The following is a 13206-nucleotide window of genomic DNA, read 5'->3' as shown; positions in this document are numbered from 1 at the left end:
TCAACGCCAGGCTAGGGTGCCGGTTTCTTGCCGTCGGATTTGGCCCACTGCGACTTCCGCTCGACCTTCACTGCCAGTTGGCCAACGGGGATTTCCTGGATTTCGCCGCCCTGGGAGAGGAAAGCGGCAATCTTTTCATCGAGCTCCGAACGTTCGCGAATCAGCTGTGAATCAGTCATGAAGTCACCTATGCGTTGGGCGCCAAGCCGGCCCGGCCAGCCTACACGTCTTTTGCGCATTTGGCCGGGATTGCTCGACCATTTGTCAAAATCACCACTGGTCGTGAAAAAAAGCTATGAATTAGCGCCAAACCTTGTATTCTGCATGGGCTGCCTGCCCAGTAACGAGTTCCGCGACTTGATGTTCTTCTACAAGATGCTCCATCTCCTCGGCACCTCTTCACTACGCATTCAGCTCATCGCCGGTCGGCTTTCGGCCGGCCTTTAGCATTTTTTTAGGAGACAACATCATGTCCGATCGTCAAAACGGCATCGTCAAGTGGTTCAACGCTGAGAAGGGCTTCGGCTTCATCACCCCGGAAAGCGGCCCGGACGTATTCGTTCACTTCCGTCAGATCGAAGGCAACGGCTACAAGTCCCTCGACGAAGGCCAGAAGGTCAGCTTCGTTGTGACTGCCGGCCAGAAAGGCCCGCAAGCTGAACAAGTTCGCGCTGTCTAATCGACATCGCTGACGAGAAAAGCCCCGCTTAGGCGGGGCTTTTTTTTGCCTGCGATTTGCCTTGGCGCCCTTGGTTAGGCACAAACAAAAACGCCCGGTGCAGTGCACCGGGCGTTTTTCGTGGCTCGGCGCTGAGCGCTCAGGTCACTCCTGCTGCGGGTCGAACTGCTTATCGCGGATCAGCAGGGCGGGGATCACGCCGCAGATGAAGTACGCCGCGCCCATCACCAGGAAGCCCACGCCAATGGACATCTGCGTGGCGAGGAAGCCGATCACCGCCGGTGCGATGGCCGCGCCGATACGGCCGATGTTGTACGCCCCGCCGACTGCGGTGCCACGGAAGGCGGCTGCAAAGCTCTCGGTCATGTAGGTCGCGTTAACGCCGTAGGGAATGCCGTAGAGGAAGCCGAACACCACCAGCATCCAGAGAATGTTCTCCGGGCTGTGGAACAGCACGATCACCGGCAGGAACACGGCGGTGCCCAGGGCGCCGAAGGAGAACACGGTGCGGCGGCCGAACCAGTCGGCGGCGACGCCGGCCAGGATCTTGCCGAGGATCATCGCGGCGTAGGTGCCCACCAGATACGAGGTCATGGCCTTGAAGTTCATGCCCATCTCGGTTTCCAGGTACGACGGCATCCAGTTGTTCACGCCGTAGTAGCCAAACTGCAGGAAGCCGGCGGTCAGCGCCCAGAACAGGAACATGCGGCTGGCCTTCGGGTCGCTGAAGATCTGCCGGAAGGCGTTCTGGCGCGGGGCGGCGGCGACACTGCTCGACTGGCCGGCGGTCTTGCGCTGCTGGCGTTCGGCCTGAGCCTGGACCCAGGCCGCGGGCTCGGGGATCAGCTTGCGCATGGCCACGGCCAGCACCACCGGGATGATGGCGATGTAGAACAGGTAGCGCCAACCGTGGTCCGGCAGGATCCAGCCGGCCAGCAGGGTCGCGACGATGTAGCCGACCGACCAGCCCGCCTGCAGGGTGCCCAGCACGGTGGTGCGGTACTTGGTCGGCACGTATTCGGCCATCAGCGTGTTGCAGGCGACGTACAGCGCGCCGAGACCCAGAGAGGCAACGAAGCGTGCGGCGGCGAACTGCCAATAGTTGTGGGTCAGGCCGAGGACGGCGGTGCCGACGGAGAACAGCACGATGGTCCAGACCACGGTCTTGACCCGGCCGAAGCGATCGCAGGCCCAGCCGCCGTAGATACCGCCGAAGGCCATGCCGGCCAGGGTGACGCTACCCAGGCTGCCAGCCTGGAGATTGCTCAGGCCGAACTCGGCCTTGAGGCTGGTGAGGCTGTAGGAGAGCAGCATCAGGTCCGCGCCATCGATCAGCAGGCCGATGAAGCAGAACGCGAAAACGAGCACCCAGGTCTTGTCCTGGGTAGTCGCGTGGGAGGTCGAAGCAGTGGTTTCCATGAACGAATTACCTGTTGTAGTTGTTGGCGGACCGGCGTGCCGATCCTCGGTAAGCGTGTGGCAGGTGCTTTGAGTCGACGGCGCGAGGTGCGTGGCCGCGCGCCGCCTTATGGGGTGATCAGGCCTGGGCTTCGCGGATCATGTTGCGGGCGATGATCACCTGCTGGATCTGCGTGGTGCCCTCGTAGAGCCGGAACAGACGCACGTCGCGGTAGAAGCGCTCGATGGCGTACTCGCTGACGTAGCCGGCGCCGCCATGGATCTGCACACAGCGGTCGGCAACGCGGCCGCACATCTCGGTGGCGAACATCTTCGCGCAGGAGGCTTCGGTGCTGACGTTGCGGCCCTCATCGCGCTTGCGCGCGGCGTCCAGCACCATGCAGCGGGCGGCGTAGATCTCGGCCTTGCTGTCGGCGAGCATCGCCTGGATCAGCTGGAACTCGGCGATCGGCTGGCCGAACTGCTTGCGCTCCAGGGCGTAGTTGAGCGCATCGGCAAGCATGCGCTCGGCGGCGCCGACACTCAGCGCGGCGATGTGCAGGCGGCCCTTGTCGAGCACCTTCATGGCGGTCTTGAAGCCCACGCCCTCGACGCCGCCGATCAGCTGGCTGGCGGGAATGCGCACGTTGTCGAAGATCACGTCGCTGGTGTGCGCGCCTTTCTGGCCCATCTTGTGGTCCGGCTTGCCAAGGGAAATGCCCGGCGTGCCGCGCTCGACGATGAATGCGCTGATGCCGCCGGAACCCTTGATTGCCGGGTTGGTGCGGGCCATCACGGTATAGATGCCGGCGTGCGGGGCGTTGGTGATGAAGCGCTTGGTGCCGTTGAGCACGTAGAAGTCGCCATCGCGCACGGCGGTGGTCTTCAGCGAGGCGGCGTCGGAGCCGGAGTCCGGCTCGGTCAGGCAGAAGGCGCTGAGCAGTTCGCCGCTGGCGAGTTTCGGCAGATAGTGAGCTTTCTGCTCCGGCGTACCGTCGATCAGGATGCCGATGGAGCCGATGCCGTTGTTGGTGCCGATGTAGGAGCGGAAGGCAGGGGAGGTGCGGCCGAGTTCGAAGGTGATGTTCACCTCTTCTTCCATGGTCACGCCCAGGCCGCCGAAGTCTTCGGGGATGGTCAGGCCGAACAGGCCCATCTCGCGCATCTGCTCGATGATGTCCTGCGGGATGGCGTCGGTCTCGGCGACCTCGTTCTCCCGCGGAATCAGCACTTCGCCGACGAACTGGTGGATGGAGTCCAGAAGTATCTGCAGCGTTTCTGGGTCTCGGATCATGTGCACTCCTCAGAGGCCCGTGAGCGGGCCTGTCTTCCGAGGCACCGTCACCCGAGATTCAGCGAGCGGCGGCACCTATGTTGTTGACCATGTTGATCAGGCGGGGCCCGATGTCGTCCTCGAGCTTCTCGCGGGTCAGCTGGAAGCTCGGGCCGCCGCAGTTGAAGGCCAGCAGGCCGTACTGCGGGTGTACCAAGGGCACGGCGACGGAGTTGACGTCGCGGTGCCATTCACCGATCGACAGGCAGTAGCCGTAATCGGTGTAGTCCCTGAAGGCACGGTCCAGACCCTTGCGGATGGCCGGCCAGGTGTCCGGTTCGCGTTCGCGAATGTGCTCGAGCAGGAATTCCCGCTCGTTCTCCGGCATCGCCGCGAGGCACGCGCGGCCCACCGAGCTCGCCGCCAGCGGCAGATAACTGCCGATCTGCCGGCGCATCGTCATGTTTCCCTGTCCCTGGACCACGTCCAGATAAACCATCTGCAGGCGGTCGCGGGCAGCCATGGCCACCGCCGCCTGGGCGTGGTTGGCCAGTTCCTCCATCAGTGGATGGGCCACCGCGCGGATCGACAGGTTCGACAGCATCGCGTAGCCGAAACCCAGTACGCCGACGTCGAGCTGGTACTTGCCCGAATGCATCTCGCGCTTGAGGCAGCCCAGGCGCATCAGGGTGTTGGTCAGGCGCGTCACGGTCGGCTTGGGCAGGTCGGTCTTGCGGGCCAGGTCCTGGTTGCTCAGCACGTTTTCCCGTGGCGTGAAGCAGCGCAGGATCTCCAGGCCGCGAGCCAGGGCCGTGACGAACTGGCCGCTGTTTTCCTCTTCGCTCAGTGCCGTGGCCGGGTCGTACAGACCCCGTTCCAGCAGGCCGATCTCACCTTCGTTTTTCGTCGGCGCAGCCGAATCCATCTCCGTCTTGTTGCGGCGCATGGTAGAACCCCTATTCACGGAAAATCAATAAAATAAAATTCAGTTTCGTCAGACGAAATTGTAATGGGTCTGAGTTGGTTAGTACAGGCGTGCTGGTAAAAATATCCAGTACCCTGATTTTACTGGGCTTTCAGGGTTGGTTGGATCATCACCGTTTACAGCCTGGATTCTGTATCACTATGATGAAATCGAAATACGGAATGTAGTTTCGTCAGACGAAACAATAAGAGGTCTTCGCTGTCATGAGTACCAACGTGGTTCATCTCGATATCCGGGCCGATGGCGTGGCGGTTGTCCGCATCGACCGTCCGGAAGCCAAGAATGCTTTGAACGCCGCCGTGCGCCAGGAACTGGCCGAGCATTTCCGCGCCCTGAGCGACAACCGCGAGGTTCGCGCGGTGGTGCTGACGGGAGGTGAGGAGTGCTTCGTCGCCGGCGCCGACATTCGTGAGTTCGCCCAGGCCAGCCCCATCGAGATGTACCGCCGCCATACCGAATTGTTGTGGGAAGCCATTTCCCGCTGCCCGAAACCGGTGATCGCCGCGGTCAATGGCTTCGCCCTGGGCGGCGGCTGCGAGCTGGCGATGCACTGCGACATCATCGTCGCCGGTGAATCGGCGCGTTTCGGCCAACCGGAAGTGAAGCTCGGCCTGATGCCCGGCGCCGGTGGTACCCAGCGACTGATCCGCGCTGTCGGCAAGTTCCAGGCGATGCGCATTGCGCTGACCGGCTGCCTGATCAAGGCGCCCGAAGCCCTGGCCATCGGCATGCTCAGTGAAGTGGTGGAAGACTCGCGCACGCTGCCCCGCGCGCTGGAGCTGGCTGCCGAAATCGCCGCACTGCCGCCGTTGGCCGTGGCGCAGATCAAGGAAGTGATGCTGACCGGTGCGGACCTGCCGCTGGAAAGCGCCCTGACCCTGGAGCGCAAGGCCTTCCAGTTGCTGTTCGATTCAAAGGACCAGAAGGAGGGCGCCGCCGCCTTCCTGGAAAAACGCCAAGCCAGCTTCCTGGGGGAATGAGCATGACCCTTTCTTTCGGCATCGAGCGCATGGCCATTGTCGGTACTGGCGTCATGGGCAGCGGCATCGCCCAGATCGCCGCCCAGGCCGGCATCCAGGTGAAACTCTTCGACGCCCGTGATGGCGCTGCACAAGCGGCTCGCGACAATCTCGGGCGGACCCTCGCCAAGCTGGCGGAGAAAGGCAAGATCAGCGCCGCCGAGGCCGATGCTACGCTGGCGCGGCTGCTGGTCGCCGCCTCGCTGAATGAGCTGGCGGATTCCGATCTGGTGGTCGAGGCGATCATCGAGCGGCTCGACGCCAAGCAGGCCCTGCTGGCCGAGCTGGAAGCCGTGGTCAGCGCTGACTGCATCCTCGCTACCAATACCTCGTCACTGTCGGTTACCAGCATCGCCCGTGGCTGCCAGCATCCCGAGCGCGTGGCGGGCTTCCACTTCTTCAACCCGGTGCCGCTGATGAAGGTGGTCGAGGTAATCGACGGCCTGGCCAGCGATCCGCAGGTCGGCGACCGCCTGGTGGCACTGGCCGCGCGCATGGGCCATCGCGGCATCCGCGCCAAGGACACCCCCGGCTTCATCATCAACCACGCCGGCCGTGCCTACAGCACCGAAGCCCTGCAGATGCTCAAGGAAGCCATCGCCGAGCCGGCCGACATCGACCGCATCCTGCGCGAGGGCCTGGGCTTCCGCATGGGCCCGCTGGAACTGTTCGACCTGACCGCGCTGGACGTTTCCCACCCGGTGATCGAGTCCATCTACAACCAGTTCTACCAGGAGCCGCGCTATCGCCCGGCGGCGCTGACCCGGCAGATGCTCGCGGCCGGTTTCGTCGGCCGCAAGGTCGGTCGTGGCTTCTATCGCTACGCGGACGGCAAGATGATCGACCCGCCGGTGCCGCAACCGGTGCCGAGCGTTGCCGTACTGCCGCCCGTGTGGATCGGTGTGGAAAACGACCAGGACCGCGAGCGCCTCAGCGAGCTGCTGAAGAAGCTGGGTGCGAATCTGGAGCAGGGCGCCCAGCCGAGCAGCGAAGCGCTTTGCCTGCTGGCCCCTTACGGCATCGACGCCACCAGCGCCTGCCAGCGTTTCGGCACCGAGCCGGCGCGCACGGTCTGCATCGACCTGCTGCTGGACCTGCAACGCCACCGCTGCCTGATGCAGAACCCGGCGACCGCTCCAGCCATGCGCGACGCCGCCCATGCGCTGCTGGCGGCTGACGGTGTAGGCGTCACGGTCGTCAATGACAGCGTCGGCTTCGTTGCCCAGCGCGTACTGGCGCTGATCGTCAACCTGGCCGGCGACATCGTCCAGCAGCGTATTGCCAGTGTCGACGACCTCGACGAAGGCGTGCGCAGTGGCCTGGGTTACCCGCAAGGCCCGCTGGCCTGGGGCGACAGCGTCGGCCCGGCGCGCCTGCTGACCATCCTCGAACGCATGACCGACCTGACCGGCGACGCCCGCTACCGCCCCGGCCCGTGGCTGCGCCGCCGCGCCGCGCTGGGCCTGTCGCTGCGCCATGCCGAGCCTGCGTTGGGCTGAAGCCCGGCGCCTACTGATTCAAGGAGATACCGATGCTCAATGCTTATATCTACGCCGGCCTGCGCACCCCCTTCGGCCGCCACGGCGGCGCCCTGGCGCCGGTACGCCCGGACGACCTGGTCGCCCAGGTGATTTGCGAATTGCTGGCCCGCGCACAGGTGCCGGGCGACGCCATCGAGGACGTGATCCTCGGCAACACCAACCAGGCCGGTGAAGACAGCCGCAACATCGCCCGCCATGCCGCGCTGCTCGCCGGCCTGCCGGTCACCGTGCCGGGCCAGACGGTGAACCGTCTGTGCGCCAGTGGCCTGGCTGCGGTGATCGATGCAGCGCGCGCCGTGACCTGTGGCGAAGGCGAGCTGTTCGTCGCTGGCGGGGTGGAAAGCATGTCCCGCGCGCCCTTCGTCATGGCCAAGGCCGAGGCCGCCTACAGCCGTGACCTGACGGTGTTCGACAGCACCATCGGCGCACGCTTCCCCAACCCGAAGATCGTCGCCGGGTTCGGCAACGACAGCATGCCGGAGACTGGCGACAACGTGGCCCGCGAATTCGGCATCAGCCGCGAGCAGGCCGACCGTTTTGCCGCCCGCTCCCAGGCCAACTATGAAGCCGCTCGCCAGGACGGTTTCTTCGCCGGGGAAATCCTCCCGGTCAGCGTACCCACCGGTCGCAAGACGCCGCCGAATGTGGTCGAGCAGGACGAGCATCCGCGTCCGTCCTCCGATGAAGCCGCACTGGCGCGCCTGAAGCCTCTGTCCGAAGGTGGAGTGGTCACCGCCGGCAACGCCTCCGGCGTCAATGATGGTGCGGCCGCGTTGCTGATCGGCTCGGCCGCGGCGGGCGAGCGCCACGGCCTCAAGCCGTTGGCGCGAATTCTTTCGGCGGCCGCCGTCGGCGTGGAGCCGCGCATCATGGGCGTCGGCCCGGTGCAGGCGATCAACAAGGCGCTGGCCCGTGCCAACCTGACCCTCGCCGACATGGACATCATCGAGATCAACGAGGCCTTCGCCTCCCAGGTGCTCGGCTGCCTGCATGGCCTGGGCGTGGACTTCGACGATGCACGGGTCAACCCCAATGGCGGCGCCATCGCCGTCGGTCATCCGCTGGGTGCTTCCGGCGCGCGGCTGGCGCTGAGCGTGGCGCGACAACTGCAGCGCAGCGGTCAACGCTATGCGGTGATCAGCCTGTGCATCGGCGTCGGCCAGGGGCTCGCCATGGTTATCGAGCGCGCCTGAGCGCGCCAGTGAGGATGTGAAGATGGGTGCTTTGAGCGGATACCGCGTACTCGACCTCAGCCGCGTGCTGGCCGGCCCCTGGTGCGGCCAGGTACTGGCCGACCTGGGCGCGGAAGTGATCAAGATCGAACGGCCCGGCGTGGGTGATGACACCCGTGGCTGGGGCCCGCCCTACATGAAGGCGGCCGACGGCTCGGATAGCTCCGAGGCGGCGTACTACCAGTCCACCAACCGCAACAAGCTGTCGGTGGCGCTGAACCTGGCGACGGAGGAAGGGCAGGCGCTGGTGCGCGCCCTGGCCTGCGAGTGCGATGTGCTGATCGAGAACTACAAGGCCGGTTCGCTGGCCAAGTACGGGCTGGATTACGACAGCCTGTCGAAGGTCAATCCGCGCCTGGTCTACTGCTCCATCACGGGTTTCGGCCAGACCGGCCCGCGTGCCGAGGAGCCTGGCTACGACTTCATCATCCAGGGCATGGGCGGCTTGATGAGCATCACCGGCGAGAAGGACGGTGTGCCCGGCGCCGGCCCGCAGAAAGTCGGTGTCGCCGTCTCCGACGTGATGACCGGCCTGTATTCGGTGGTCGCCATCCAGGCTGCGCTGCTGGCCCGCGAGAAGACCGGCCGCGGCCAGCACTGCGACATGGCGCTGCTGGACGTGCAGGTCGCCATGCTCGGCAACCAGAGCCAGAACTACCTCGCCACTGGCCGCTCGCCGGGCCGCCAGGGTAATGCCCACGTCAACATCGTGCCGTACCAGGTGTTCAGCGCGCAGGACATGGACTTCATCATCGCCTGCGGTAACGACAGCCAGTTCGTTTCGCTGTGCGATGCCATCGGCCTGCCGGAATTGCCCAAGGACCCGCGCTTCACCCGCAATGCCGACCGCGTGCGCAACCGCGACATCATCGTCGGCAAGCTCGCCGAGCACTTCCAGGGCGACACCGCCGACAACTGGGTGAAGCGCATCCACGCGATGAAGGTGCCGGTGGGCGTGATCAACGACATCGGCCGTGCGCTGGACGAGCCGCAGGTGGTCGCCCGCGACATGCTGGTGGAGATTCCCCACGCGCAGAACCCCGCGTTCCGCATGGTCGGCAGCCCGTTGAAGCTCTCCGAGACGCCGGTGGAATACCAGCGCCCGGCGCCCATGCTCGGCGAGCACACCGACGAGGTGCTCAAGCGCCGCCTGGGGCTCGACGATGCGCGCCTGGCGCAGCTTAAGGCCGAGGGTGTGATCGAGCAGCTCGGTAAGGCATGAGTCCGTTCGCGAGCAAGCTCGCTCCTACGAAAAAGCGCACCGGCACAAGCCTGGACCTGTAGGAGCGAGCTTGCTCGCGAACCACCCCCAACCGCAGCGCCGATACAAACCGGCGTCAGCCAAGGAAACAACTGATGAAAGTACTGGTCGCGGTAAAACGCGTGGTCGATTACAACGTCAAGGTCCGCGTCAAGGCGGACAACTCCGGCGTCGATCTCGCCAACGTCAAAATGTCCATGAACCCCTTCTGCGAAATCGCCGTGGAAGAAGCCGTACGCCTGAAAGAGAAGGGCGTCGCCAGCGAGATCGTGGTGGTCTCGGTTGGTCCGAATAGCGCGCAGGAACAACTGCGCACGGCGCTCGCACTCGGTGCAGACCGCGCGGTGCTGGTCGAGAGCAACGACGAGCTGAACTCGCTGGCGGTCGCCAAGGCCCTGAAAGCCCTGGTCGACAAAGAGCAGCCGCAGCTGGTCATCCTCGGCAAGCAGGCCATCGACAGCGACAACAACCAGACCGGCCAGATGCTGGCTGCGCTGACCGGCTACGCGCAAGGCACCTTCGCCTCCAAGGTCGAAGTTGCTGGCGACAAGGTCAACGTCACCCGTGAAATCGACGGCGGCCTGCAGACCGTTGCCCTGAACCTGCCGGCAATCGTCACCACCGACCTGCGTCTGAACGAGCCGCGCTACGCGTCGCTGCCCAACATCATGAAGGCGAAGAAGAAGCCGCTGGAATTCCTTCCCCCTGACGCGCTGGGCATCTCCACGGCCTCGACCGTGAAGACCCTCAAGGTGGAAGCGCCCGCCGCACGTAGCGCCGGCGTCAAGGTGAAGTCGGTGGCTGAACTGGTCGAGAAACTGAAGAACGAAGCGAAGGTGGTCTGATGACTGTGCTGGTTGTTGCAGAACATTCCAATGGTGCGCTCAGCGCCGCGACGCTGAATACCGTCGCTGCCGCGCAGAAAATCGATGGTGACATCGCTGTCCTGGTCGCTGGCGAGAACGTCGGTGGCGTAGCCGAAGCTGCTGCCAGGATCGCTGGTGTTGCCAAGGTGCTGGTCGCCGACAAGGCTGCCTACGCTCACCAACTGCCGGAGAATGTGGCTCCGCTGATCGCCGCTGTCGTGAAAGAAAGTGGGTTCGGCCACGTGCTGGCCGCCGCCACCACCAGCGGCAAGAACTTCCTGCCGCGCGTTGCCGCCCTGCTGGACGTCGACCAGATCTCCGAGATCATCGAAGTGGTCAGCGCTGACACCTTCAAGCGCCCGATCTACGCCGGTAACGCCATCGCTACCGTGCAGTCCTCGGCTGCCGTAAAAGTGATCACCGTGCGTGGCACCGGCTTCGACGCCGTCGCTGCCGAAGGTGGTTCCGCCGCTGTTGAAGCCGTTTCCGGCCCGGCCGATGCCGGCAAGTCCGCCTTCGTGGGCGAAGAACTGGCCAAGTCCGACCGTCCGGAACTGACCGCTGCCAAGATCGTCGTTTCCGGCGGCCGCGGCATGGGCAATGGCGACAACTTCAGCATCCTCTATTCCCTGGCTGACAAGCTGGGCGCTGCCGTCGGTGCTTCCCGCGCTGCCGTTGACGCCGGCTTCGTGCCGAACGACATGCAGGTCGGCCAGACCGGCAAGATCGTTGCTCCGCAGCTGTACGTGGCCGTCGGTATCTCCGGCGCCATCCAGCACCTGGCGGGCATGAAGGATTCGAAAGTGATCGTGGCGATCAACAAGGACGAAGAGGCGCCGATCTTCCAGGTCGCCGACTATGGCCTGGTTGGCGATCTGTTCGAAGCCGTACCGGAGCTGGAAAAGACTCTCTGACCCAGTTCTTCCCCTGGCCGGGCCTGCCTCATCGGCCCGGCGTTTTGCCAACACCCCAGTAGAAAGAAACAAGAACAATGAAAAATCGTCGTACCCCTGTGCTGGTCTCCGGACTGGCGCTGCTGCCCTCGTTCGCCCACGCGGATTTCCTCGCCGACAGCAGGGCCAGCATCGAAGCACGCAACTTCTACTTCAACCGCGACTACCGCCAGAGCGGCGCCGCGCAGTCCAAATCCGAAGAGTGGGCCCAGGGCTTCCTGCTGCGCTACGAGTCGGGCTACACCGATGGCACCGTCGGCGTGGGTGTCGATGCCCTCGGCCTGCTCGGCCTGAAGCTGGACTCCAGCCCGGACCGCTCCGGCTCCGGTCTTCTGCCGTACTCCGCCAGCGACAAGCGCGCCGCCGACGACTACAGCGACCTCGGCCTGACCGCCAAGCTGCGCGTGTCCAAGAGCACGCTGAAGGTCGGCACGCTGCTGCCCAAGCTGCCGGTGGTGCAGTACAACGACACCCGCCTGCTGCCGCAGACCTTCCAGGGCGCGCTGGTGGAGTCGAAGGAGCTCGACGACCTCGACCTGCAACTCGGCCAGCTGCGCGAAGTGAAGCAGCGCGACTCCTCGAACAACGAGGATCTGTCGATGACCCGCGGCAACAAGCGCAACATCGTCGCCGGCAGCCACCTCACCAGCGACCGCTTCAACATCGCCGGCGGCACCTACCGCTGGAACAGCCAGCTGAGCACCAGCTACCACTACGCCAACCTCGAAGACCTGTACCGCCAGCACTACGTGAGCCTGGTGCACACGCTGCCGATCGCCGAGGGACAGTCGCTCAAATCCGACATCCGCTGGGCGCGTTCCACCGATGACGGTGGTAGCAACGTCGACAACCGTGCGCTCAACGCCATGTTCACCTACAAGCTGGGCAACCAGGCGTTCGGCCTGGGCCTGCAGCGCATGTCCGGCGACACCGGCTTCGCCTACCTGTCCGGCACCGACCCGTACCTGGTCAACTACGTGCAGATCGGCGACTTCGCCAACAAGGACGAACGCTCCTGGCAACTGCGCTACGACTTCAACTTCGCCTCCTATGGGCTGCCCGGCCTGAGCCTGATGACCCGCTACCTGCGCGGCGACAACATCGACCTGCTGAATGGGCAGGGCAACGGCAAGGAATGGGAGCGCGATACCGACGTTGGCTACGTCGTGCAGAGCGGCCCGTTGAAGAACGTCGGCTTCAAGCTGCGCAACAGCACCTTCCGCAGCAGCTTCGGCAACGACATGGACGAGACCCGCTTCATCGTCAGCTACACCTTGCCGATCTGGTAAAGGGAGAGGAAGCCTTCCCGGTGCATGGCGCCTGGGGAGGCTTCGCTTCAAGGCTGTCGGGCGATTGGATAACCGGGCAGGAACCCATGTCAGCAGGTTCCTGGGACGAACGGCGCGAAAGCCCGTGCTTGAGCGAGTGAGGAGACATTTCCTACGTGCTGGCTGTCTCATCGGGCGAGGAAAAGTCTGGTCAGGGCCTGTGCCCTCGGCTTATAAAACCCCTTCGCCGCTGTAGACCCCGCAGGGATGGCGGCCCCACGAGATCAAGGAACGATGATGCGACGAGTCACGATGATTCTGCTCGCTGCCGCCCTGTTGCAGGGCTGTGCGCACCAGAAGACCGGCAACCAGTGCGAAGACAACTTCAACACCGAAGGCGGCTTCATCGCCGGCAAGACCTTCACGTCCAATGTCCAGCTGGACATGCCTGTGTCCAAGGTCTTCGACCGGGCACAGAAGACGCTGGTGAAGGAAGGTTTCACCATCCAGAACGCCGACGAGAAGAGCGGCACCATCTCCGCCTACCAGGGCGTAATCCTGAGCAGCCGAAACGCACCGCTGAACGTCGTGGTGGAAAAGTCAGGCTCCGGCTCCAAGGTAAGCTATGTCTTCGTCACCCTGGGTGGCATGTACACCACCGAAGGCGCGGTGCGTGACGGCTTCTGCCGGTTCACCGACGGGATTCGGCAGTAAGTCGGCGGGGACTCCTG

At 64.4% G+C, this 13206-nt stretch carries 13 protein-coding genes; 9 read left to right on the top strand and 4 right to left on the bottom strand.

Going from position 1 to position 13206, the window contains the following annotated elements; translation table 11 throughout:
* Positions 1-11 precede the first annotated feature (11 nt).
* On the bottom strand, positions 12-179 hold the full coding sequence (locus tag AC2T4A_RS21060) for a hypothetical protein (RefSeq protein ID WP_167523180.1): 168 nt from the start codon (positions 177-179) through the stop codon (positions 12-14).
* Positions 180-469: 290 nt separating this feature from the next.
* Between AC2T4A_RS21060 and AC2T4A_RS21055 the strand changes: the two genes are divergently transcribed.
* Positions 470-679: a cold-shock protein gene (locus tag AC2T4A_RS21055; protein WP_017518411.1), complete on the top strand. Its 210-nt coding sequence runs from the start codon at positions 470-472 to the stop codon at positions 677-679.
* Positions 680-823: 144 nt separating this feature from the next.
* Here the strand turns inward: AC2T4A_RS21055 and AC2T4A_RS21050 are convergent, their stop codons facing one another.
* From AC2T4A_RS21050 to AC2T4A_RS21040, 3 genes are all read right to left on the bottom strand, one after another.
* A complete protein-coding gene (locus tag AC2T4A_RS21050) occupies positions 824-2098 on the bottom strand; it encodes an MFS transporter (RefSeq protein ID WP_416751287.1) in 1275 nt (424 codons plus the stop codon).
* A gap of 118 nt (positions 2099-2216) precedes the next feature.
* Positions 2217-3371: an acyl-CoA dehydrogenase family protein gene (locus tag AC2T4A_RS21045; protein ID WP_478377965.1), complete on the bottom strand. Its 1155-nt coding sequence runs from the start codon at positions 3369-3371 to the stop codon at positions 2217-2219.
* Positions 3372-3429: 58 nt separating this feature from the next.
* Positions 3430-4296, bottom strand: coding sequence for an IclR family transcriptional regulator (locus AC2T4A_RS21040; RefSeq protein ID WP_138526449.1), 867 nt, complete (start codon positions 4294-4296; stop codon positions 3430-3432).
* Positions 4297-4538: 242 nt separating this feature from the next.
* Here AC2T4A_RS21040 and AC2T4A_RS21035 point away from each other — a divergent pair, with 242 nt between their 5' ends.
* The 8 genes from AC2T4A_RS21035 (at position 4539) to AC2T4A_RS21000 (ending at position 13189) form a co-directional block, all read left to right on the top strand.
* On the top strand, positions 4539-5315 hold the full coding sequence (locus AC2T4A_RS21035; protein WP_486741691.1) for an enoyl-CoA hydratase: 777 nt from the start codon (positions 4539-4541) through the stop codon (positions 5313-5315).
* Positions 5312-6853 carry a 3-hydroxyacyl-CoA dehydrogenase gene (locus AC2T4A_RS21030; protein ID WP_486741689.1) on the top strand — a complete coding sequence of 514 codons (1542 nt, stop codon included), beginning with the start codon at positions 5312-5314 and terminating at the stop codon, positions 6851-6853. Before AC2T4A_RS21035 ends, AC2T4A_RS21030 begins: the two co-directional genes overlap by 4 nt.
* Before the next feature lie 32 nt (positions 6854-6885).
* Positions 6886-8088: a 3-oxoadipyl-CoA thiolase gene (locus AC2T4A_RS21025; protein WP_486741688.1), complete on the top strand. Its 1203-nt coding sequence runs from the start codon at positions 6886-6888 to the stop codon at positions 8086-8088.
* A 22-nt stretch (positions 8089-8110) separates the two neighbouring features.
* Positions 8111-9349, top strand: coding sequence for a CaiB/BaiF CoA transferase family protein (locus AC2T4A_RS21020; protein WP_486741687.1), 1239 nt, complete (start codon positions 8111-8113; stop codon positions 9347-9349).
* Positions 9350-9483: 134 nt separating this feature from the next.
* On the top strand, positions 9484-10233 hold the full coding sequence (locus AC2T4A_RS21015) for an electron transfer flavoprotein subunit beta/FixA family protein (RefSeq protein ID WP_478377960.1): 750 nt from the start codon (positions 9484-9486) through the stop codon (positions 10231-10233).
* On the top strand, positions 10233-11168 hold the full coding sequence (locus AC2T4A_RS21010; protein WP_486741686.1) for an electron transfer flavoprotein subunit alpha/FixB family protein: 936 nt from the start codon (positions 10233-10235) through the stop codon (positions 11166-11168). Before AC2T4A_RS21015 ends, AC2T4A_RS21010 begins: the two co-directional genes overlap by 1 nt.
* Before the next feature lie 77 nt (positions 11169-11245).
* Positions 11246-12496 (top strand): OprD family porin, encoded by a 1251-nt coding sequence (locus tag AC2T4A_RS21005; RefSeq protein WP_486741685.1) that lies wholly within the window; start codon positions 11246-11248, stop codon positions 12494-12496.
* A gap of 276 nt (positions 12497-12772) precedes the next feature.
* The gene (locus tag AC2T4A_RS21000) at positions 12773-13189 is read left to right on the top strand and encodes a hypothetical protein (protein WP_478377957.1); all 417 of its coding nucleotides are present in this window, start codon (positions 12773-12775) and stop codon (positions 13187-13189) included.
* Positions 13190-13206 lie beyond the last annotated feature (17 nt).

The organism is Pseudomonas sp. PVC-3-1 (assembly GCF_057444315.1).
The sequence above is the reverse complement of the archived record's forward strand: the minus strand, read 5'-3'. Positions and strand labels throughout refer to the sequence as shown.

What these genes read in the sequence shown, in the direction of transcription:
- AC2T4A_RS21060 (WP_167523180.1), bottom strand. Translation starts at nt 179, where the DNA reads ATGACTGATTCACAGCTGATTCGCGAACGTTCGGAGCTCGATGAAAAG.
- AC2T4A_RS21055 (WP_017518411.1), top strand. Translation starts at nt 470, where the DNA reads ATGTCCGATCGTCAAAACGGCATCGTCAAGTGGTTCAACGCTGAGAAG.
- AC2T4A_RS21050 (WP_416751287.1), bottom strand. Translation starts at nt 2,098, where the DNA reads ATGGAAACCACTGCTTCGACCTCCCACGCGACTACCCAGGACAAGACC.
- AC2T4A_RS21045 (WP_478377965.1), bottom strand. Translation starts at nt 3,371, where the DNA reads ATGATCCGAGACCCAGAAACGCTGCAGATACTTCTGGACTCCATCCAC.
- AC2T4A_RS21040 (WP_138526449.1), bottom strand. Translation starts at nt 4,296, where the DNA reads ATGCGCCGCAACAAGACGGAGATGGATTCGGCTGCGCCGACGAAAAAC.
- AC2T4A_RS21035 (WP_486741691.1), top strand. Translation starts at nt 4,539, where the DNA reads ATGAGTACCAACGTGGTTCATCTCGATATCCGGGCCGATGGCGTGGCG.
- AC2T4A_RS21030 (WP_486741689.1), top strand. Translation starts at nt 5,312, where the DNA reads ATGAGCATGACCCTTTCTTTCGGCATCGAGCGCATGGCCATTGTCGGT.
- AC2T4A_RS21025 (WP_486741688.1), top strand. Translation starts at nt 6,886, where the DNA reads ATGCTCAATGCTTATATCTACGCCGGCCTGCGCACCCCCTTCGGCCGC.
- AC2T4A_RS21020 (WP_486741687.1), top strand. Translation starts at nt 8,111, where the DNA reads ATGGGTGCTTTGAGCGGATACCGCGTACTCGACCTCAGCCGCGTGCTG.
- AC2T4A_RS21015 (WP_478377960.1), top strand. Translation starts at nt 9,484, where the DNA reads ATGAAAGTACTGGTCGCGGTAAAACGCGTGGTCGATTACAACGTCAAG.
- AC2T4A_RS21010 (WP_486741686.1), top strand. Translation starts at nt 10,233, where the DNA reads ATGACTGTGCTGGTTGTTGCAGAACATTCCAATGGTGCGCTCAGCGCC.
- AC2T4A_RS21005 (WP_486741685.1), top strand. Translation starts at nt 11,246, where the DNA reads ATGAAAAATCGTCGTACCCCTGTGCTGGTCTCCGGACTGGCGCTGCTG.
- AC2T4A_RS21000 (WP_478377957.1), top strand. Translation starts at nt 12,773, where the DNA reads ATGCGACGAGTCACGATGATTCTGCTCGCTGCCGCCCTGTTGCAGGGC.